16 protein-coding genes and 1 tRNA gene are annotated in these 20,128 nt (G+C 55.0%); 14 read left to right on the top strand and 3 right to left on the bottom strand.

Features of this window, described 5'->3' with window-relative positions:
- The first annotated feature begins 377 nt into the window (after positions 1 to 377).
- The gene (locus tag AB7E06_RS13020; RefSeq protein WP_164461337.1) at positions 378 to 545 is read left to right on the top strand and encodes a hypothetical protein; all 168 of its coding nucleotides are present in this window, start codon (positions 378 to 380) and stop codon (positions 543 to 545) included.
- A 58-nt stretch (positions 546 to 603) separates the two neighbouring features.
- On the opposite strand, the gene AB7E06_RS13015 is transcribed toward AB7E06_RS13020, so the two are convergent.
- From AB7E06_RS13015 to AB7E06_RS13005, 3 genes are all read right to left on the bottom strand, one after another.
- The gene (locus AB7E06_RS13015; protein WP_094196605.1) at positions 604 to 1,125 is read right to left on the bottom strand and encodes a BON domain-containing protein; all 522 of its coding nucleotides are present in this window, start codon (positions 1,123 to 1,125) and stop codon (positions 604 to 606) included.
- Positions 1,126 to 2,785: 1,660 nt separating this feature from the next.
- Positions 2,786 to 3,736 carry a toxin-antitoxin system YwqK family antitoxin gene (locus AB7E06_RS13010; protein WP_230018262.1) on the bottom strand — a complete coding sequence of 317 codons (951 nt, stop codon included), beginning with the start codon at positions 3,734 to 3,736 and terminating at the stop codon, positions 2,786 to 2,788.
- A complete protein-coding gene (locus AB7E06_RS13005) occupies positions 3,733 to 6,027 on the bottom strand; it encodes a hypothetical protein (protein WP_125276883.1) in 2,295 nt (764 codons plus the stop codon). The genes AB7E06_RS13010 and AB7E06_RS13005 overlap by 4 nt, the downstream gene beginning before the upstream one ends.
- Positions 6,028 to 6,147: 120 nt before the next feature.
- Between AB7E06_RS13005 and AB7E06_RS13000 the strand changes: the two genes are divergently transcribed.
- The 13 genes from AB7E06_RS13000 to AB7E06_RS12940 all read left to right on the top strand — a co-directional run bounded on the left by AB7E06_RS13000 (position 6,148) and on the right by AB7E06_RS12940 (position 19,762).
- Entirely contained in the window at positions 6,148 to 6,531 is a 384-nt protein-coding gene (locus tag AB7E06_RS13000) for a DUF7079 family protein (RefSeq protein ID WP_125276882.1), read from the top strand.
- Between the two features lie 36 nt (positions 6,532 to 6,567).
- Positions 6,568 to 6,861, top strand: coding sequence for a hypothetical protein (locus tag AB7E06_RS12995; protein ID WP_427957228.1), 294 nt, complete (start codon positions 6,568 to 6,570; stop codon positions 6,859 to 6,861).
- Between the two features lie 326 nt (positions 6,862 to 7,187).
- Entirely contained in the window at positions 7,188 to 8,033 is an 846-nt protein-coding gene (locus AB7E06_RS12990) for a MurR/RpiR family transcriptional regulator (RefSeq protein ID WP_051316192.1), read from the top strand.
- Positions 8,034 to 8,054: 21 nt separating this feature from the next.
- Entirely contained in the window at positions 8,055 to 9,302 is a 1,248-nt protein-coding gene (locus tag AB7E06_RS12985) for a diaminopropionate ammonia-lyase (RefSeq protein WP_121738870.1), read from the top strand.
- The gene (locus tag AB7E06_RS12980; protein ID WP_086069504.1) at positions 9,299 to 10,543 is read left to right on the top strand and encodes a Zn-dependent hydrolase; all 1,245 of its coding nucleotides are present in this window, start codon (positions 9,299 to 9,301) and stop codon (positions 10,541 to 10,543) included. Before AB7E06_RS12985 ends, AB7E06_RS12980 begins: the two co-directional genes overlap by 4 nt.
- Before the next feature lie 78 nt (positions 10,544 to 10,621).
- Positions 10,622 to 12,220, top strand: a complete 1,599-nt coding sequence (locus tag AB7E06_RS12975; protein WP_108727437.1) for an ABC transporter substrate-binding protein — start codon at positions 10,622 to 10,624, stop codon at positions 12,218 to 12,220.
- Positions 12,217 to 13,158 carry an ABC transporter permease gene (locus tag AB7E06_RS12970; protein ID WP_009454334.1) on the top strand — a complete coding sequence of 314 codons (942 nt, stop codon included), beginning with the start codon at positions 12,217 to 12,219 and terminating at the stop codon, positions 13,156 to 13,158. Before AB7E06_RS12975 ends, AB7E06_RS12970 begins: the two co-directional genes overlap by 4 nt.
- Positions 13,159 to 13,185: 27 nt before the next feature.
- On the top strand, positions 13,186 to 14,025 hold the full coding sequence (locus AB7E06_RS12965; RefSeq protein ID WP_094196612.1) for an ABC transporter permease: 840 nt from the start codon (positions 13,186 to 13,188) through the stop codon (positions 14,023 to 14,025).
- 24 nt (positions 14,026 to 14,049) lie between these two features.
- Positions 14,050 to 15,693 carry a dipeptide ABC transporter ATP-binding protein gene (locus AB7E06_RS12960; RefSeq protein WP_249462335.1) on the top strand — a complete coding sequence of 548 codons (1,644 nt, stop codon included), beginning with the start codon at positions 14,050 to 14,052 and terminating at the stop codon, positions 15,691 to 15,693.
- 119 nt (positions 15,694 to 15,812) lie between these two features.
- A complete protein-coding gene (locus AB7E06_RS12955) occupies positions 15,813 to 16,748 on the top strand; it encodes an N-carbamoyl-D-amino-acid hydrolase (protein WP_094196614.1) in 936 nt (311 codons plus the stop codon).
- Positions 16,739 to 17,920: a YgeY family selenium metabolism-linked hydrolase gene (locus AB7E06_RS12950; RefSeq protein WP_094196615.1), complete on the top strand. Its 1,182-nt coding sequence runs from the start codon at positions 16,739 to 16,741 to the stop codon at positions 17,918 to 17,920. Before AB7E06_RS12955 ends, AB7E06_RS12950 begins: the two co-directional genes overlap by 10 nt.
- Before the next feature lie 19 nt (positions 17,921 to 17,939).
- Positions 17,940 to 19,472, top strand: coding sequence for a M81 family metallopeptidase (locus AB7E06_RS12945; RefSeq protein ID WP_427957224.1), 1,533 nt, complete (start codon positions 17,940 to 17,942; stop codon positions 19,470 to 19,472).
- Between the two features lie 213 nt (positions 19,473 to 19,685).
- Positions 19,686 to 19,762: transfer RNA gene (locus AB7E06_RS12940), tRNA-Pro, on the top strand.
- Positions 19,763 to 20,128 lie beyond the last annotated feature (366 nt).

Below are 20,128 nucleotides of genomic sequence, written 5' to 3'. Positions count from 1 at the left end.
TCTCTGGCCGGACCTGTTGGCATAAAGTTTTGGCGAACGTGCATGGTGTAGGTCTTTCAAGCCTAAGGCGTTGGATCACCAGCGATCGAACTTATGGTGATTAGGGCTTGCGCGCCTAGGATGCAAGCGCAATCAGCGGCTCTGCCTCCTAGGATGCGTGAGTGACTGCGAAGAGTCTAACGAAGCCGTTTGAGCCGATTTGGCTAATGCCTGCTATGCTAGACCAGCTGACAGGTTATCCGTGGTAATTCGACCTTTCAGGAGTGCCTATGTACGTTAAGGCATTACCGGGCATACCCCTGCCTAGTTCCTTCTGCCAAGAATAAACCGAGCGAACGTGAAACAAGATCAAATTTAACCAAACTGGAGAGATTTCCATGGGCACCAAAATTGTTACTGAAGCCGACCGTAAGCGTACTCCTCCTCCCGCTGCGCCCAAGGGTGTCACCCTAAGCACAAAAAGCCGGGGCCAACGTGTTAGCCAGGAGCGTGGCGCGCACACCCGCAGCAAGAAAAATCCGGGCAAGCGCGCGCATTCGGGTTAATTAGAGGACAAGAAAGGAAGAGTCAGGAGGCGCTCAGTTTTTACTGTGCGCCTTTTAGTTAGTTGCTTTTTACTCTCAGTCCGGTGGCTTCAACCTTAGTCACACCGTCAACTTTTTTAGCTGCCGCGACGGTTTTCTTATAGGCGTCTTCACTGGAGACCGTTCCGGCAATCATTGTGACGCCTCCTTTTGTCTCGACAGTAATGTTCTGACCCTGCAGTCCTTTGTCTTGTGCTAGAACAGCTTTAACTCGTTTAGAAATTTCTTCATCGTTGGCTTGTTCCCCAGCATTCGTCTTGTAATCGGCCACTTCCTGAGCGTTTGCTTCCCCTGGCGTTTTCTTCTCTAGCGTTACATTTTCTGGTGTTGCAGATAGATTTGGATGGGATGTCTTGTCATCTGCTATGGCGCCTGCGCTTAATCCAAAGCTCAGTGCTGAGGTAATCAGTAGTTTACGGATGGTCGTTGAATCAGTCATTTTTTCACCTAGCGTAAGTGGAATGATTTTCAAAGAGTTCGTTGCTACATAGCCATCACTCTCATCGTCTTTGAGGGCGGGAACGTCCGACGCATCGTGCACATCGCGCCGTGATCTCACTTTCCCATCTAGTGCTCCTTTTATGAAGGTTGATACAGGTAGCAGCTCAGCTCTTGCGAGCTGGCCAACGACAAATTGAGCCTCATTGCGTTTGGCTTTTACTGACTTTAACGCTAACTATAGGCGCAAAACGGACAAAAAATTACGTGAGTAACTGAGTGTGGGGGCGCCATCTCTTACCGCGTCGGGAATCAGGGCTACTTTAGGAGCGTTTTTGTTTATTGATCACCAGACGGAGATAAACAAGCTATTTATTGGTTTATGACCTATCCTGTACTACTGGCCTGACATTTGTTGGGGTAGCCATTGACCAATGGAGGTCACAATGGACAAGAAAGGGAAAGCGCCTAAAAAGGCAAGTACACGCAAGTCTGAGCTTGCTCCACCGCAAGTGGGTTGGCCAACTCAGACTTCCAACGAGGGGATCAAGCGCGCCAGTGCTGCTCATGATCATAAACCTACAGGAAGAGGCGCGGCGCGGGGTAGATAAGCCCTGGAGACTCGAATGACTCTCTTTTAACCTGTCACAGAAAGGGCCTGCAATGTCATCATTGCAGGCTTTGTTGTTTAGTGTGTGCACGTATATCTTGCACGCTAGCTTTAAAAATCCTGTAACAGGCCCGGCCATAACTTAAAGCCCAGGCAAGCGCCCCAACGATCGCGTTCATACAACCACAATGTTTTGCAGTTGCTGCATTGGTATAAGGATTTTTTCGCTTCCCCATGGCCCGGTGATGAGGGGCAAGCGACCGTCATGAATTCGTGCTTGAGGCCGAGTGACGAGGATAAGGGTAAAAGCTGGCACAAAGTGCACAGATTACGCGAACCTTGATAGGGCACTTTTTTCTCCTGAAGGGAGTGACTCCAGGCGTTGACCCTAGTAGTGGGACGTTTTGTTGTTGTTAGCGTCGCCAGGGGCAAATCTATTGAGGAAAGCGGGCCGTCGCTGAGAGGTTTGACAGTCCTATTTGCAGACTCGTTGGGGCAAGTCTGCAAAAGCGACGTATTTGCCTTGCGGCGGGTTCCGCGCGGTAAAGCACTCAGAGCGAGTTAAAAATGGATGGGTCGTTTTGCGCTGGTGGTGGGGTGCGAGGTTTTTTGTCGCCGATAGGCTCATCGTTTGCAGGTAGTGTTTGATCGTCTTCGTGGATCCGTTCGATTTCGACGGGACGTTTGTCGCGTGGGTCTGGGATAGGGGGATCGGCTTGGTCGGTGGCCGAGAGAAGGGGGAAGCGAAGCAAGTTAACTTTTCTTCCTACGGACCGGAGATTGTGTGTCATAGGCACTCCTGCCATGACTGGCGGGATGTCTCTCAGAGAGTCTGAGCAACAGCGCCAGTAGCGCCTTCAAGCAGTTATCGAGAAGGTCTACGTTCATACTAGGCTGATCGTTGAGATGCTCACCATGTTAATTTGTAAATCATTGTATTTTAAGGATAAGTATAGTCTTTACGCTTTGGTTTAATCCAGCTTGAAGCGTTGGGAAGGTCTATACCGAATGTTTATTCGACGGCCGCTTAGAGGGGGTGGTTAGCACACAAATGTCACCTTGCTTATGCATGGATTGAAAAAAGCCCACGCGATGGTGGGCTGCTTTTTCGCAGTGGAGGATTCGGGGAAAACAAGCCAAGGTCAGTAGGCGCCTAGGGAAAGTCGCTGCGCTTAAACTCGCCTTGATCGCGGGTCTCCACGCGTTTGCCGTCTTGATATTTCTCCAGGCGATAGGGGGCGCCGAACAGGTAGTCCCATTGCGTGCCATGACGCTTGCCGTGACGGTATTGGCTTATTTCCGATAAGGCGCCGCTATCGTGAAACCTGACCTGTACACCGTGGTAGTTCCCTTCATTGTCAAACGGGATGATGGCAACCAGATAGCCCTGCTGCGAGTAGCCGTGCCATATCCCTACCTGATAGCTGTTACGGTACTGACCTTGGTAACGGGTCGACAAGGGGTAGGTTTCTATCCATTCGCCTTCCCGTCGGTCGTTTTGATAGTGTCCTTTTTCTGTAAGTTGGCCGTTCTCATAGCGGATGAACTCGCCATGAAGCATCCCATTTTTATAGTTTGATTGCTTTAACAATTGTCCATTGGCGTCGAACTCAGTTTGTTGGCCGTGCAGTTCACCTTGCTGGTTGTAGTGGCTAATGATCTGACCCCATGAGTTTTTGCTGACCCATTTTCCTGTCCGCTGGTCATTGGTGTAGTGACCGCTAGACATGGGTTCGCCAGCTTGATCGTAGCTGTGGTAGGGGCCATGACGTTTGCCGTGCCGATAGGAGGTGTGCTCAAGAGAGTCATACGCTTGCTGTACAAATAAGCCGTGTCGTTGCTTATCCAGGTGTTCAGAGCGTTCGATCAAGGTTCCCTGAGGGTTGTAGGCTTCGTGCAGCTGCCAACGCTTGTCCACTGAGGTGAGCTGCACAATATGCAGTTCGCCGGTTTCGTGGAACCACTTTTCTTGTTTTGCCAAACCGTATTCGGTCTTGATTTGTTTGCTTTCGTTTTTGGCGGCGTGGCTGGGCAAGGCGAGAAGCATTAGTGCCGTCAGTGTGAGGGAGCCTAGAGTGGGGGCCAGTCTGGTGGTCAAGCTCATTGGATGGCCTCTTCAAGTGCCTTGAAATCGGGAAGTGGTTCGAATTGATGTTGCCAGGTTTTTGTAATGGGTGTGCCCGTTGCCTCTAGTTTTTCGACACGGTTTACGAGGCCCATAATCTGGATATGGCCGGACTCATCCACGTAATCAAACAGTTTGTCCCCCAGAGGACTGCCGACCACAGGCTGGGATCGGGGGGCGGTAATAGCCAACACCCTGTCCTGTTGATCGAGAAAGCGGTATTGGCGTAAAAAGCGCTTTATAGGAAGTGTGCGGGCGTGTTCCTCCCAGCCCTCTCCCAATAGTGCGGCTGCGGACACTTGCACACTGAGTTCAGGTAGGTTGATCGGTAGTGGCTGCCAGACGGGCGTCCCTTGGCAGGTGAGCGCGATGTGTGCCTTAAGGCCGTAAAAGTAGAGGCGTGCCTGATCGGAGGTTTGCAGTTGATAGACATACTGCTGCGGCATTCGCTGCGTAGCGCCATAGTTTGTGTTGTCAGCGGTGGGAGGGGGCGCAAAATGTAAGGGCGTGCCTTTTTCTGTCAGGCCACTGGTTTCTTGCAGCGTACAAAGCTCCGCTTGCTCGGGAGTCAGCGTGACGTAGAGGTCTGGGGCATCGGTGCTGAAGGGGGCCAAGTTCTCTAGCGTGGCAGTTTTGAACTCATCGTTTTGTTGAAAAGAGTCGAACAGCAGCTGTGTGGTGATGGGCGCAGCGGCGTTCTCGGGACGCGCCTGATTCAAATCGTAAAAACGTACCGTCTTGCTTTCAATAGGCTCGGGTGCGTAGTTTCTGTAGGTCAACGCAACGGCATCGGGCAAGGTATCGAGAAACTTGACTTTGAGCTCTTGGGGCAGGTGTCCTTGCAACACAATGGCCAGTAAGCGTTTTTCGCCTAGGCTTAGCCAGTCAGCCGCAGTCTGGTCATGTGGGTAGCGTAATTCCCCTTTGTCGATCTGTGTGACATCAGGGAAAAAATAGCCGGTCTCGCCTGGTATCAGTTGGATCAGGAACTCATATGGATTATCTGTGGGTTGCACGATGACTTTGGCCCCTTCAACCTCCACCTGTGAACCTTCCGGTTTGATCGGCACGGTGACCTGAATATGCTCCGTGGCGTGGTAGTTAAGCGTAGCTTCGATGTATTGCAGTTTTTCCAGAGCCTGGGCAGTCTTATCCCAACCTAGGGGCAGGATCTCAAGACTGGTTTCGGCATCATCATGGTCCAGGCCAGGGTGCTGGAAGGCGCCGGCAGCCTTGAAAGGGATAGCCAAGGCCTGATTGTTTTCATCGTAGGCGGCAAGGTTGCTGGCGCTTATTTCACCGACCATGTAAGGGGATAGGCCTAGATGCGCGTAGTGCAGCAAGAAGCGCTGGTCGTACGTGTCCAGCACGCCTTGTGTATTGAGCATGGCTTGTGTGGAGGACGACAGGGAGGGGACGGGTGGGTCTGTTTTTTCCTGCGTAATCAGCTCGTACCCCTCTGCATTTTCTAGAAACTGCAGATCATGATTAAAGCGCCAGCTCTCGGGGTAAATCGCGGACACAATCCTAAATGTTCCCTTGTCGCGCAGTTCGGGGGGCAAGGGGACGTGCATGACGACCGCCTGGCGCACCAGCCAACCTGTCTGGCGCTCAATGACGGCATAGCCAAAAATACGGGTGTGCGGGTCCGCAGTCTCGTCCTGATTTGTATCGGCAATCGCGAGCGTAACGAGCTCTGAGTCAAAATCCTTGACGGTCATGCGTATGTCAGGAAGGCCGTTTTGACCTTTAATGATTTGCGAGGCCCCTTTTTTCACCGCTAATTGATGCATGAGCCCTGGCCGAGATAACTGATCATTGAGCAAGTGATCCAACGTGGCCTTAAGCTCAGCTTTCAATTTCTGGCTGGAGGTATTGAGCGTGACATCGACCAACTGGTTGTTTTCTTTATCGACGGTTACGGTGTAGCCTTCTTTCAAGGCAATACGCAGCTCTTTTTCGCCGTAGTCGCCCTGTTCAAAACTGCTCATACCGCCATGTTTGAAGTTAAGGCGCATGTACTCCGGGCTAACATTCAGCTTGTAGGTGGAGGATTGATCCTCCACACCGTAATGCATCAGCATCTTGATGGACATGCTCTCGGAAAGCTGGCGTGTGCCACGCTGAACATCCACTGTCATGTCGGTATACACCTGATAGCGCCGTTCGTCACCGTCAACCGGGTGAAAAGTAAGCTTGGAACCAGGCCCGTCAGGAGAGCATCCGGCAAACATCAAGACGGTTAACGTCGCGGTAATGGCAAAACGCAAAACAATTTCCTTGCTCAGTCAGTTTGTTAACGCGCACTACCATAGTGTTTTGTAGGGGCCAGTTCAAGAAAGAGGCCGGTTTAATTCAAATTGAAATAGCTGGACAGAAGGAGTTACATCTTGGGTGATCGGCCAAGCGATAAACAGTTGTGTGAGGCCTTGTCGGAATTGTTTGTAGACAGGCCGGTTAATTACCAGGCGATTGCGAACGTGGCTAAGCACTTTTCGTCCCACTATGTAGAAAGGGCCTTGTTCGAGTGGGTGGCGCCGGTTTGTTATTCCAATGCGCTTGCCCCCATCCCTTCAATCTGGACCGGGTTTGAACCAGACCAACTCTGGCGCGATATTGTGGCGCATCGTCAGGCTCGTGCCGGCGCCGGTCTGTTCAGACGGGTGCGCTGGCATGCCCAACAGCGTTTCCTGCGCTATTACTTTGCCAAGGAGTGGCGTGAGCTGTCTCAGTACTTGTCATCGGGTAACCCTCCCATTTTTAACGATCGTTAAAAATGGGGGTTACTGCTTCTCTTAAGCCTTAGTCTCTTGTGGCCAAGCATTGCCTCACTGCCAGTTGCTGCTGTTTGCGTTGGTGCAGAGGCCGATGAGTTGCTGGAATTGAGTGTGTGCGCGGTGTTTTCGTCGGCAACATCACCTGCCGTGATGCGACAAGCCTGGCAAGAGGCGTCCGCGTATCGGCGTGAGTTGCTGGCGCTTGACATTGAGGATGCCATGCTGGCTTGTCAGATTTATGCGCTCTGGTCTCGAAGTGTGGTCAGGAATCTGTCCATGGCCGATATTCTGATTATGCGTTGCTTGTCTTTACTGCCAGTAGCATAGGCCCACTGAACAGGTGTTTTGTGGCTTTTGTAGGCGGCGCTTGTGCTGAAATTTCTCTTACCAGAACCCATTATGAAATTTAAATTTCATAATGGGTTTTATGCTTTCATCGTCAGGATGCAGAAATTTATTCAAGCAAGGGTTTATCCCTTGTTTCTCTTTGAGATCCTTATTTAAAGCCGTTCTTGACCAAGGATAGCCCGCCCGGTTCTTCCTTTTTTTTCATCCCCAAGGGTAAATACGGAGCCAAATCATCGCGTCCATAATTGAAATTTAAATTTTATTAAGTATTATATGAAAAACAAATTTCAATTTTAGGTTGTGTCATGGTCATCAAAGATTCGATCCTGGATATTCTCGATGTCCTGCCCAGTGCGGAGCGGCGTTTGGCCGATGTGGTCCTGTCTCATATGGGGCAGCTGGCGACTTACTCCGCTCAAGAACTGGCCGAGAAAGCAGGTGTATCGGCTGCCACCGCGGTGCGCTTTTTCCGGCGTTTGGGTTTTAACGGTTTTAACGAGTTTCGGGTCACGGCCCGCGAGCAAATGGGTGACGGCGCTCCCTTCAAGCGTTTGCACTCCATGTCCAGCAGCGGTATTCAGGCCGATATGACGCCGTTTATCAATGCAGACGTACAGAACATTTCCACCACCTTCCAGAACATCACTGAACAGCATCTGGATAAGTTCACCCAAGCCGCTCTGAAAGCACGACGCATCTGGGTGTTTGGTTTCCGCAATGGCCAGATCCTGGCGTGCTACGCCCACTCTTTACTGCAGCAGTTGCGCCCGGATGTGCATCTGGCGGTGGGCACGGTGGCTCATCTGACCGAGCAACTGGCTGATGTGGAAGCAGGGGATCTGGCCCTCGTGATGGACTTTCGTCGCCGCTCGGTGCTTTTGCCTTCCTTGGTGGAGCATCTGCGGGGCGAGTCGGTACAGATGGCTTTTTTGACGGATGGCCTGGAAAGCTCCTTGCTGCGTTCGCAAGACATCGCATTCACGGTGGCAACACGCGGGGAGTACTTGTTTGACTCGCATACCGGCACGCTCAGCCTGATCAATTATCTGGTCAGCCGGGTGGCCCTGCAGGCCGAGACGCAGGTTGCGCGCAAGTTGCAGAAGATTGAATCCATCCATCGCAGTTTTCAGGACTTGAAGTCCAATAATTAAACCCATAAAAGTGGAGCAGACATGAACAAACATGCCGTTCGGGAGCAAGGCGCGGTGCAACTGTATCTGAACCCTCGTTGCGTTCAGGACAGCCAGGAATATGACGCCTCCTTGCAATCGATTTTGTCGGTAGCCGCCTTCGAGCAGGCTCAGGCCAGCATTGTGCAGTGGCCCGGTTACGCACCTACCCCTTTGCGTCATTTGCCTGGTCTGGCCGCGCAGATGAAGGTGGGCGGGGTGTACTACAAGGATGAGGCCGGTCGTTTTGGTTTGGGCAGCTTCAAGGCTTTGGGTGGCGCTTATGCGGTCAACCGTTTGCTGTTGCGCCAGTTGCAAGCCCATACCGGCAATACCAGCCTGACGCTGGATGATCTGAAAAATCCTGCCTACAAGGACTTTATTGCTGGCTTGACCGTAACTTGCGCGACCGATGGCAATCATGGCCGTTCGGTGGCCTGGGGGGCGAAGAATGCCGGTTGCCAGTGCGTGATCTATATCCATGAACACGTCAGTACGGGTCGTGAGCAGGCCATTGCCTCTTACGGGGCCAAGGTGGTGCGCGTGCCCGGTAATTACGATGACTCGGTGCGTCAGGCCGCTGAAGATGCCAAAGAGCATGGTTATTTTGTGGTGTCCGATACGTCCTACCCTGGCTATATGGATGTGCCCAAGGATGTGATGCAGGGCTACACCGTTATGGTGCAGGAAGCCCTGGACCAGATCGGTTCGGGCAAACCTGTCAGCCACGTCTTTATTCAAGGTGGTGTGGGTGGTTTGGCGGCAGCGGTGTGCGCGCATATGTGGGAGCGCCTGGGTGCCCAGCGTCCTCGTCTGATTGTGGTTGAGCCCAACAAGGCCGATTGCCTGTTCCAAAGTGCTGTGCAAGGTAAACCCGTCACGGTCACTGGCGATTTGAATACGGTGATGGCCGGTCTGGCTTGCGGCGAAATCTCCTTGCTGGCCTGGGAAATTCTGGACCCTGGCACCTATGCCTATATGACGCTGGAAGACGATGCCGCCTTGCAAACCATGCGCCGTCTGGCCCGTGCCGATAAAGGGGATGCGCCGATTGTGGCGGGTGAGTCTGCTGTAGCCGGTGTGGCTGCTTGCATGGCTGTGTGCGAGCAAGCGGACTGGCGTCAGGCATTGGGTATTGATGAAAACAGTCAAATTCTATTTTTTGCCAGCGAAGGCGATACCGATGCAGAACTGTATCAGCGCATTGTCGGTATGAGCGCCAAAGAAGTGCTGGCTCAGGAGCCGGTATGAACAGTCCAGCCAGCACATGTTTAGCCATTAATGGCGAACGCCTGCTGCAGCGTATTGCGCAGTTGGCGCAGATTGGTGCGATCGATGGGGGCGGCGTCTGCCGACTGGCCCTGACGGACGAGGACAAGGCAGGCCGCGATCAGGTGGTCAGCTGGATGCGTGATCTGGGCATGAGTGTAGAGATCGATCAGATCGGCAATATTATCGGGACACGCGCTGGCCGTCTGGATGTGGCGCCGGTTATGACGGGCTCGCACATTGATACCGTGCGTACCGGTGGACGCTACGACGGCAATCTGGGTGTGCTGGCTGGATTGGAAGTGGTGGCCAGCTTGAATGATGCCGACGTGCAGCTGGATCGTCCCTTGCAAGTGGTGGCCTTTACCAATGAAGAGGGCGCGCGCTTTGCTCCGGACATGATGGGCAGCCTGGTGTTTCAAGGTGGCTTGTCCTTGCAAGAGGCGCTGGACACCGTGGGCATTGATGGCAGCACCGTGCGCGAGAACCTGGAACGTATTGGCTACGCCGGTTCCGTGCCTTGCGGCCAACCTGATGTGCATGCCTATATGGAACTGCATATTGAGCAAGGTCCGGTTCTGGAGCATGAAAGCATTGATATCGGTGCGGTGACTGGTGTGCAAGGGATTTGCTGGCTGGAGTTCGAGGTGCAAGGTGTCTCCAACCATGCGGGCACCACGCCCATGCACCTGCGTCACGATGCCGGTGTGGTGGCTCAGCAGATTGGCAGTTTTGTGCGTCAGCTGACTGAGCGCTACGGCCCGCCGCAATTGGGCACGGTAGGGCGCTGCGAGCTGTTTCCGAATCTGGTCAATGTGATCCCCAGTAAAGCCGTGTTTACTGTGGATTTGCGTAATGTGGATAAGGCCAGCCTGGATCAGGCCGAGCAGGAGGTGCTGGATTTCGCCCGGCAGGCGGCCGAGCGTGAGGGTGTGCAGATCAAGCATCGCCATCTGGCCCGCTTTGATCCTGTGCAGTTTGATGAACGCTTGATCAGCAAGGTCGAGCAACACGCCAAGGATCTGGGCTGCTCGGTCAAGCGCATGCCCAGCGGTGCCGGACACGATGCGCAGATGCTGGCGCGTTCCTGCCCCACAGGCATGATTTTTGTACCGAGTGTGCGTGGCCTGAGCCACAACCCGGCAGAGTTTACCCACGACAAAGACCTGATAGCGGGATGTTCGATTTTGCTATCGACCTTGGTGGAGTTGGCCCGTGAATAAGCAGTAACCCCCCCGATGACGGGACCGCCGCCACAAGAGCAAAGGCGGACCGCTTTTAACTACCTGGAGAGACAAAACATGAGCAACCTGCTTAAGGACCGCTTGCGTCCTGCCAAAACCTTAACTGCCGTCTGGGCTGCCCTTGCCATCACCGCTATTGCCCCCGTGGCGGTCAGTGCGCAAACCACGCTGACCGCCGTCATGGAGGCGCCCTTGCGCTCCCTGGACCCGGTCATTACCACCTCCTACATTGTGCGCAACTACGGCTATATGGTGTACGACACCTTGCTGGCAGAAGATGCGCAGGGGCAGGTCAAGCCTCAGATGCTGGAAGGCTGGAAAGTGTCCGAGGACGGCCAGACCTACACCATGACCTTGCGTGAAAACCTGCGCTGGCATGATGGCTCGCCCGTCACGGCTGAAGATGCGGTCGAGTCCATCAAGCGTTGGATTCAGTTGGACAAGATGGGCCAGATCATGACGGAGTTTCTGACCAAGATGGAGGTCGTGGATGATCGCTCTTTTGTGATGCAGTTCTCCTTCCCGACCGATATTGCCCTGCGCGCCATGGGCAAGCCCAGCTCCTTGCCGTTGTTCGTCATGCCCAAGGAGGTGGCACGTACGCCAGTCAGCCAGGCGATTACTTCTACCGTGGGTTCGGGCCCATTCCGATTTGTGGAGAAGGAATACCGCCCAGGTGTGCAGGCCGTGTTCGAGAAAAACCCGGACTACGTACCCCGTAATGAGCCTGCCAGCGGCCTGGCCGGTGGCAAGCAGGTCAAGGTAGACCGTGTGCGTTGGGTCGCCATGCCGGATGCCATGACCGGAGTGAACGCGCTGCGCAGTGGCGAGATTGATGTGATCGATCAGGTTCAGCTGGACCTCTTGCCCTTGCTGCAAAACGAGTCGGACATTGTGCTGAATGCTTCCACGGCTCGGGGCGCGCAGACCGAGATGCGCTTTAACTTCCTGCAGCCGCCATTCAATAACAAGCAAGTACGTCAGGCCGCCATGATGGCGCTGAACCAGAAACCCTTGATGCAGGCGCAGGTCGGCAACCCGGAATACTTTGAAACGTGTGGGGCGGTGTTTGGCTGCCACAGTGTATTCCCGTCACAAGCCGGTTCTGAGGCCTACTTCAAGGGGGATGCCGCCGGTGCGAAAAAACTGCTGGAGCAGGCCGGTTACAAGGGCGAGCCCGTGGTCTTGCTGCATCCCACCGACTTCCTGACTTCGCCCGTGGTGCCGGTGATTGCCCAGCAACTGCGCAATGCCGGGTTCACCGTCAACGTGGAAGCCATGGACTGGCAAACCGTGCAGACCCGCCGCACCTCCAAGCGTCCCGTGCAAGAGGGCGGCTGGAGCATCATCACCACTTATTCGGGGCTGGTGGACGTGAGCAATCCGCTGAGCTTCATGGCGGTGGCCTCCAATGGCGACAAGGCCTGGTTTGGCTGGCCGGATGTTCCTGCCATTGAAAAGACACGCATGGAATTTGCCCGCTCCAGTGGCGAGTCCGAGCTGGGTCGTTTGGCCACGGATCTGCAAAAACACATCATGGATGAAGGTGTGATCGTCCCCCTTGGCGAGTTCAAGATGGTTAGCGCCATGCGCAAGAACCTGAATGGCTTTCTGCAAACCCCGGTTCCGGTCTTCTGGAATGTGGAGAAGCGATGATTGGGCTTATTTTCAAGCGCGTACTGGCCACCATCCCGGTATTGCTGATTGTGGCGCTGGTGATCTTTGTGGTCTTGCGCATGACACATGGCGATGCCGCGGTGCTGGTGGCGGGGGATAACGCGACGGATGCACAGATTGCAGAAATCCGTCATCAGATGGGGCTGGACCAGCCAGTGCCGGTGCAGTTCGTGCAGTGGCTGGGCAGCATGGTGCAAGGGGACTTTGGCACGTCCCTGATCTCCAGCCGCCCGGTCAAGGATCTGGTGCTGGATCGTCTGGGTCCTACGGTTTCACTGACCTTGTTGACTCTGGCCTACACCCTGGCCATTTCCATTCCGCTGGGGGTGTGCTCGGCCTGGTATAGAGGCAAGTCTCTGGATCGCTTTGTGATGGCAGGGTCGGTGGCGGGCTTTTCCGTGCCGGTATTCATCGTGGCTTACTTGTTGATCCTGCTGTTCTCGCTGGAGCTGCGCTGGTTGCCGGTACAGGGCTACAAGCCCTTGAGTGAAGGCCTGTGGGAACACCTGCGACATTTGATTCTGCCTGCGGTGTCCCTGGGCACGGTGTATATCGCCCTGATTACCCGCATTGTGCGCACCAGTGTGATCGATACCTTGAACGAGGACTACATCCGCACCGCCCGTGCCAAGGGCCTGAACGAGCGTCGTGTCCTGACACGTCACGCCCTGGGCAATGCGGCGGTTCCTATCCTGACGATTATCGGCATCAGCATCACCATGCTGATCGGCGGGGTGGTGGTGACGGAATCGGTCTTCAACATTCCGGGGCTGGGACGTTTGGTGCTGGATGCGGTGCTGTCCCGCGACTTTACGGTGATTCAGAGCCTGATCGTGCTGTTTTCGCTGGTGTATGTAGGGGTGAATCTGTTGATTGATATCTCCTACATGCTGGTCGATCCCCGTATCGATTATTGAGCCCTCGCTTTTTACAGGTAGAACAATATGCAAAAGCTCAACAAATTGAAGAAAGTGGTCGCCAGCCATTCGGCCCGTGCCGCCTTGCTGTTCCTGATCCTGATGGCCGCCATGGCGATTTTTGCTCCCTTTCTGGGCACGCAAGATCCCACTCAACTGGACCCCAGCGTTCGTCTGCAACCGCCTTCCGAGCAATTCTGGCTGGGGACGGATGCACTGGGCCGGGACCTGTATTCCCGTGTGGTGTACGGGGCGCAAGTGTCTTTCATGGTGGGGTTCGGTGTCCTGGCCATCAGCGTGTTCTTTGGGGTGATTCTAGGTTCGCTGGCGGGTTACTTCCGCCGTCTGGATGCCGTCATCATGCGAGTGATGGATGGTGTGATGGCCATCCCTGGCATCTTGCTGGCCATTGCGCTGGTGTCGGTGTCCGGTGCCAGCCTGACCACAGTGCTGATCGCCATTGCTATCCCGGAGATTCCTCGCATGACGCGGCTGGTACGGGGCGTGATTCTTAGCGTGCGTTCCGAGCCGTATGTGGAAGCGGCCATGACGGTAGGGACTTCGGCTTACGTGATCTTGTCGCGCCATATGTTCCCCAACACCTTCGCACCCTTGATTGTGCAGGGCACTTATGTGTTTGCCTCGGCGGTGCTGCTGGAAGCGATCTTGAGTTTCCTGGGGGCGGGCATCCCTCCCGAGATGGCCTCCTGGGGCAACATCATTGCCGAAGGTCGCCTGTATTTTCAGCTGATTCCCGGCATCGTGCTGTACCCCGGCATTGTGCTGTCCATCACCATTCTCAGTATCAACGTCCTGGGCGACGCCTTGCGCGATGCTCTGGATCCCAAGCTGGTCACACGGCTGTAAGTGACGAGGGTAGGAGACATAACAATGAATACCTCTACGACCAAGCCCCAATGTGTTTTGTCAGTGAAGGACTTGTGCATTGAAACCAAAGCGGCTCAACCCCGCCAGTTGGTGAACAAGCTTAGCTTCGATGTGTATGCAGGCGAGACCTTGTGCATTGTGGGCGAATCCGGCTCGGGCAAATCCTTGACTTCCTTTGCCATCATGGGCTTGCTGCCGCCCGATACCTTGCGTGTCAGCCAGGGCAGCATCGAGCTGATGGGCGAGAACCTGTTGACCATGAACAAGGAGCATTTGCTGTCCTTGCGGGCTTCGGCCATGTCCATGGTGTTTCAGGAACCCATGACAGCCTTGAACCCGGTGCAACGGGTGGGCGAGCAGATTGACGAAGTGATCCGTATTCACGAAAAGAACAGCTCCCGGCAGGAGCGCCGCCAACGTGTGATCAATATGCTGGAGCGCGTGCGTTTACCGGAGCCGGAAAAGCTCTTCATGGCCTATCCGCATGAGCTGTCCGGTGGTCAGCGCCAGCGCATCATGATTGCCATGGCCTTGATCTTGCAGCCGCGCTTGTTGATTGCGGATGAACCCACCACGGCACTGGACGTGACCACGCAAAAGCAGATTCTGAGTCTGATCAAGGAACTGCAAAGCGAATGCGGTACCTCGGTGATTTTTGTGACGCATGACTTTGGTGTGGTGGCGGATATTGCCGACCGGATTCTGGTCATGAAGCGTGGCGATAGCGTGGAGATGGGCACGTGTCAGCAGATTCTGTCCAACCCTAAAGAAGCCTATACCCGCTCTCTGATTGCTTCCGTTCCCAATGTGCATCCGCCAGCAAAAGAGGAAGTGCAAAACGAGATCGTGCTCAGCGCCCGTGGTCTGGGCAAGGTTTACGGCTCGGATTGCTGGTTCTCCAAGGGGCGCAAGATGCACGCGCTCAGCGACATCAATCTGGATATACGCCGTGATGAAGTGCTGGGTGTCGTGGGCGAGTCCGGCTCGGGCAAGTCCACCTTGGCCCGCTGCATTATTGGCCTGGTCGAGGCCAGCTCGGGGCAGATCACCCTGAACGGTGAAACCTTGCCCGCCGCCTGCAAGGACCGCAGCCTGGCGCAGCGGCGCAAAGTGCAGATCGTGTTTCAGGACCCGTATCGCTCGCTGAATCCCCGCGTGACGATCGGCCAGTCTTTGACAGAGGGCATGCACAACATTGGTGTCGATCCGAAAGTCGCTATCGAACGCGTGACCGAGGTCTTGTCCATTGTAGGCCTGGACGCGGATGTGCTGGAGCGCTATCCGCATCAGTTTTCGGGCGGCCAACGGCAGCGACTGTGTCTGGCCCGCGCCATTGTGATGGAGCCGGATGTACTGATTGCGGATGAGTCCGTGTCGGCGCTGGATGTGCTGGTTCAAGAACAGGTGCTCAAGTTGCTGGTGGACATCAAGCGCAAAACCGGCGTTGCCATCCTGTTCATTACCCATGACTTGCGTGTTGCCGCGCAGATTTCTGACCGCATTGTGGTGATGCAAAAGGGCCGGATTGTGGAGGCTGGGGACCCAGGGCGTGTCATTAGCCAGCCTAGCCAGGCTTACACCCGTGAACTGGTGGAATCCGCACCCGGCGTGCATTGGGATTTTCAGAATTTTTGTGCTTATGCCTGATTAACACGGCTGTTGGGGCTGTGTTGATTGTGCAGAGCTAAATCCTGCTGCTGGAGTGCGGCAGGGCGTATCGAATCCCGCTTAGGGCGGATCTTAATTGTTGATGGAGTTCAAATCTCATGTCCAGGTTTGTCAACGTAGCAGCGGCTCAGTTGGGCCCTATCGCACGCAGCGAAACGAAAAAACAGGTGGTTGACCGCTTGCTGGCCCATTTGCATCAGGCCAAGAAAATGGATGTTGATGTGGTGGTGTTTCCCGAGCTGGCACTGACCACGTTTTTCCCGCGCTGGTTCAGCGAGGATATTTCCGATTTTGATTGTTTTTATGAAACCCAGATGCCGGGGCCGGACACCCAGCCCTTGTTTGATGCCGCTGCCAAATTGCAGATTGGTTTCTACCTGGGCTATGCCGAACTGGTCATTGAAAACGGCGTAAAGCGTCGCTTCAACGTATCCATTCTGGTCGATAAAACCGGCACGATCGTAGGCAAATATCGCAAGGTGCATTTGCCCGGTCACGGCCAGGACGAGCCTTGGCGTGCATTCCAACATCTGGAGAAATACTACTTCGAGCCTGGTCACGAGTTCGGTGTGTGGTCGGCCTTCGGGGGCGTGATGGGCATGGCCTTGTGCAACGACCGGCGCTGGTCAGAAACCTACCGCGTCATGGGTTTGAAGGGCGTGGAAATGGTCATGCTGGGCTACAACACCCCGGTACACAACCCGCCCGCACCGGAGCACGACGATTTGTCCATGTTCCATAACCATTTGGTGATGCAGGCCGGGGCCTATCAGAACGGCACCTGGGTGGTGGGGGTGGCCAAGGCGGGGAGTGAAGAGGGCATCGAGATGATTGGCGGCAGTGCCATCATTGCGCCGTCTGGGGAGATTGTCGCGGCTTGCTCGACCAAGGGTGACGAGCTGGCGATTGCCCGTTGCGATCTGGATCTGTGCCATTCCTACAAGAGTACGACCTTCAACTTTGAGCGTCATCGTCGGCCAGAAGCGTATGGCCTGATCAGCTCGCAACGTGGAGCGGTGGTGCCATGGGCGTGAACGAACATACAAAAATGGACCTGGTCTGGGATGCGGTCAGCCTGACGCAAGCCTTTGTGCGTATCCCCAGCTTGTCCGGGCAAGAGCAGGCCATGGCGGACTTTGTGCAGCAAGTCATGCGGGAGTTGGGTTTTGACCAGATTAGTGTGGACGACAAGGGGTCGGTGCTGGGCTTTGTCGGCCCGGCCCAGGCTCCGCTGGCCCTGCTGTTTGATGCTCATATGGATGTGGTGCCTATCGCCGGAACCTGGACGGTTGAGCCTTTTGGGGCGCAGATCAAAGATGGCCGCATGTATGGGCGCGGCACCAGTGATATGAAAGCAGGTTTGGCCGCCGCCCTGTGTGGCGCGGCAGCAGCGGCTCGTCGTGGTGCCTTGAAACAGCGTATTGCCGTGTCTGCCAGCGTGATGGAGGAGGTGATTGAAGGCTATGCCTTGTCCCACGCTCTGGAGCAATGCACGCCGGCTGCTGTGGTGATTTGTGAGCCATCGCGTTTGCGCATCATGGTGGGCCAGAAAGGGCGACAGGAGATTCTGTTGCGCTTGCAAGGCCGTCCAGCCCATGCGGCCTTGCCTCATCTGGGGGTGAATCCCATTCAGGCGGCAGCCAAGGCTATTTCTGCTTTGCAAACGCTGGATTTGCCCAAGGATGCGCAAGTGGGCCAAGCCTTGCTGGTGCCTACTGACATTATTTCCGACCCGCATCCTTCCATTTCCCTGATCCCTTCGTCCGTTACGGTACGTTTTGATCGCCGCACGCTGGTGGGTGAAAGCAGCGAATCGGTGTTGAAACAAATGGAGCAATGCTTGCAGGGTGCCGGTGTGGAGGGCTTTTCGCTGGAACTGGTGGACAGTCAGGTACAAACCTATACAGGTCAGCAGGCCAGCCCGGAGCGGGACTTGCCCGCCTGGCGGCTGGATGAGTCCGCACCGTTGGCCCAAGCCATGGTGCAAGCGGTTCAGCAAGCCGGGCGTGTGGTGGAAATGGATACCTGGTGGTTTTGTACCAATGGTTCCGAGTCCGCCGGACGACGTGGCATTCCTACTATCGGCTTGGGACCGGGCGAGGAAGCACAGGCACATACGGCTGATGAGTCGGTAGCGATCGACGATGTTCTGGGGGCCAAGGACATTTACGAACAGCTGTGTATCCAACTGGCAGGACAAGCGTAAGAGCAATCGGAGACAAGTGATGCGTATTGCAGTAGCGGGTTTTCAGCACGAGACCAATACCTTTGGCCCAGCCATGGCCACGATGGTGGACTTTGAGCATGGGGGCGGCTGGCCAGGGATGTGCCGAGCCGAGGCCATCGAGCCTGCCTTGCGTGGGGCCAATATTCCGGCAGCCGGGTTTATGGCCGCCGCCGCACAAGCCGGGGTCGAGTGCGTCCCGCTACTGTGGGCCGCCGCCAGTCCCTCCGCGCCCGTCGAGGCAATGACTTACGAGGCAATCGTGGCGGAGATTCTGTACCGCCTGGAGCAAGTTTTGCCCGTGGATGCGGTGTATCTGGATTTACATGGCGCCATGGTGGCCGAGCATCGCGATGATGGGGAAGGGCATTTGCTGGTTCTGGTGCGCGAGATGGTGGGACCGGATGTGCCGGTGGTCGCCAGTCTGGATTTGCACGCCAATGTCAGCGACACCATGCTGGCGCAGGCCGACATGCTGGTGGCTTACAAAACTTACCCGCATGTGGATATGGGACAAACGGGCGAGCGTACTTTCCAGGCGCTGATGCGATGTCTGCAAAGCGGTCGTCGCCCGAAGCTGGCCTGGCATCGATTGCCTTTTCTGATCCCGGCGGTCTGGCAAAGCACCGAGATGGAACCGGCGGCCAGCCTGTACCGTCACTTGTCATCGCTGGAAGAAATAGAAGGCGAGGGGAGCGTGTCGTTCGCCATGGGCTTTCCTGCTGCGGACGTGCCGGAATGCGGAGCGGTCTTGTGGGCCTACGCCCAGACACAGGAAGAAGCTGATAGCCGTTTGGCAGACTTTCTGGATGAGGTGCTTGATAAAGCCCAAGGCTTTCAAGGCAAGCTTTATGAACCGGACGAAGCCGTGCAATGGGCGCTGAGTCACCCCGGTAAAGGCCCGGTGATCATTGCCGATGCTCACGACAATCCCGGTGGCGGCGCCAGCTCCGATACCTGTGGTCTCTTGCGCGCCTTGCTGAAAGCCAAGGTATCGGATGCTGCTTTAGGCTTGATCGTGGACCCGGAAAGCGCTGCTCTGGTGCACCAGGCAGGGGCCGGTAAAACCATTGAGCTGTCTCTGGGCGGTAAATCCGGTGTCCCCGGTGATATGCCCTTGCATGCACGCTTTTATATCGAGTCCGTATCCGATGGCCAGTTCCGCGCCACCGGCCCGTACTACGCAGGCTGTGCCATGAACCTGGGGCCCAGCGCCTGTTTGCGTATAGAGGGCGTGCGCATCGTTCTGGCCTCCTACAAGTCGCAAATGGCGGATCAAAGCATGTTCCGTTTTGTGGGTATCGAGCCGGAGCAGATGAAGGTACTGGTTCTGAAAAGCGCCGTGCACTTCAGAGCGGACTTTGGCAGCATTAGCGACCGCATCATTGTCGGAGCAGCACCGGGAGGAGTTTCCATGCGCACGACAGACTTGCCATGGGAGCGTTTACCGGCAGAGCGCCTGCTGTATCCCGGTGGCCCCAGCCTGTCCCAATGGCGAATCATGCAATCAGAAGGGCGGGCCTATTCACAATAGCTTTGCATTTTTTACCCAAGTAGGTATACTCCTGCCTTCACGGTTTTGATGCAGATTAGCTCGGTAAAACAAGCTTTGAAAATCAGACCGCCTGTTCAGATAAGTGTGGATTTCGATCGGTGCCGGGATTGACTATCAATAATCTCAAATCGAAAGAAAAAATCTAAAAAACACTTGCAAGAAAGGTAGAACAGGGTTATAGTTTAATTCTTTCGGGGCGTAGCGCAGCCTGGTAGCGCACTTGCATGGGGTGCAAGGGGTCGAAGGTTCAAATCCTTCCGTTCCGACCAGATTTTAAAAGGCCTACAGCATTTTTGCTGTAGGCCTTTTTTCATTGCTGCGGGGAATTCTGTTTCCACGAGCTTCTCCTTCTTCTCGTCTGTGTGCTTGCGAGCGTGCTCTGCCGGCAGTTCTAATTCTGTTTCTGGTATGAGCAGAGTACTCACTAAAATAAAAAGTGAGTGCACATTTAAAAGTTATTTTCTTGGCACATCGGCCTCGCTTATTTTGCGATTCTTTTCTGCTCTGATACAAGAATGAACGGAATAGTGCTCTTCGTTTATTCCCAAAATTTTCCTCAACAGATTCTGCAGCAGTTATTTTTGAGCTTTGTCTCTCTTTAATCTGCTAGCATGCGATTTTGATTATTGTTCTGG

Origin of the sequence: Alcaligenes sp., assembly GCF_050255915.1 — a bacterium.
Classification (GTDB): domain Bacteria; phylum Pseudomonadota; class Gammaproteobacteria; order Burkholderiales; family Burkholderiaceae_B; genus Alcaligenes; species Alcaligenes aquatilis.
The sequence above is the reverse complement of the archived record's forward strand: the minus strand, read 5'-3'. Positions and strand labels throughout refer to the sequence as shown.

What these genes read in the sequence shown, in the direction of transcription:
- AB7E06_RS12970 (WP_009454334.1), top strand. Translation starts at nt 12,217, where the DNA reads ATGATTGGGCTTATTTTCAAGCGCGTACTGGCCACCATCCCGGTATTG.
- AB7E06_RS13010 (WP_230018262.1), bottom strand. Translation starts at nt 3,736, where the DNA reads ATGAGCTTGACCACCAGACTGGCCCCCACTCTAGGCTCCCTCACACTG.
- AB7E06_RS12990 (WP_051316192.1), top strand. Translation starts at nt 7,188, where the DNA reads ATGGTCATCAAAGATTCGATCCTGGATATTCTCGATGTCCTGCCCAGT.
- AB7E06_RS13020 (WP_164461337.1), top strand. Translation starts at nt 378, where the DNA reads ATGGGCACCAAAATTGTTACTGAAGCCGACCGTAAGCGTACTCCTCCT.
- AB7E06_RS12960 (WP_249462335.1), top strand. Translation starts at nt 14,050, where the DNA reads ATGAATACCTCTACGACCAAGCCCCAATGTGTTTTGTCAGTGAAGGAC.
- AB7E06_RS12985 (WP_121738870.1), top strand. Translation starts at nt 8,055, where the DNA reads ATGAACAAACATGCCGTTCGGGAGCAAGGCGCGGTGCAACTGTATCTG.
- AB7E06_RS12945 (WP_427957224.1), top strand. Translation starts at nt 17,940, where the DNA reads ATGCGTATTGCAGTAGCGGGTTTTCAGCACGAGACCAATACCTTTGGC.
- AB7E06_RS12950 (WP_094196615.1), top strand. Translation starts at nt 16,739, where the DNA reads ATGGGCGTGAACGAACATACAAAAATGGACCTGGTCTGGGATGCGGTC.
- AB7E06_RS12965 (WP_094196612.1), top strand. Translation starts at nt 13,186, where the DNA reads ATGCAAAAGCTCAACAAATTGAAGAAAGTGGTCGCCAGCCATTCGGCC.
- AB7E06_RS12955 (WP_094196614.1), top strand. Translation starts at nt 15,813, where the DNA reads ATGTCCAGGTTTGTCAACGTAGCAGCGGCTCAGTTGGGCCCTATCGCA.
- AB7E06_RS12975 (WP_108727437.1), top strand. Translation starts at nt 10,622, where the DNA reads ATGAGCAACCTGCTTAAGGACCGCTTGCGTCCTGCCAAAACCTTAACT.
- AB7E06_RS12980 (WP_086069504.1), top strand. Translation starts at nt 9,299, where the DNA reads ATGAACAGTCCAGCCAGCACATGTTTAGCCATTAATGGCGAACGCCTG.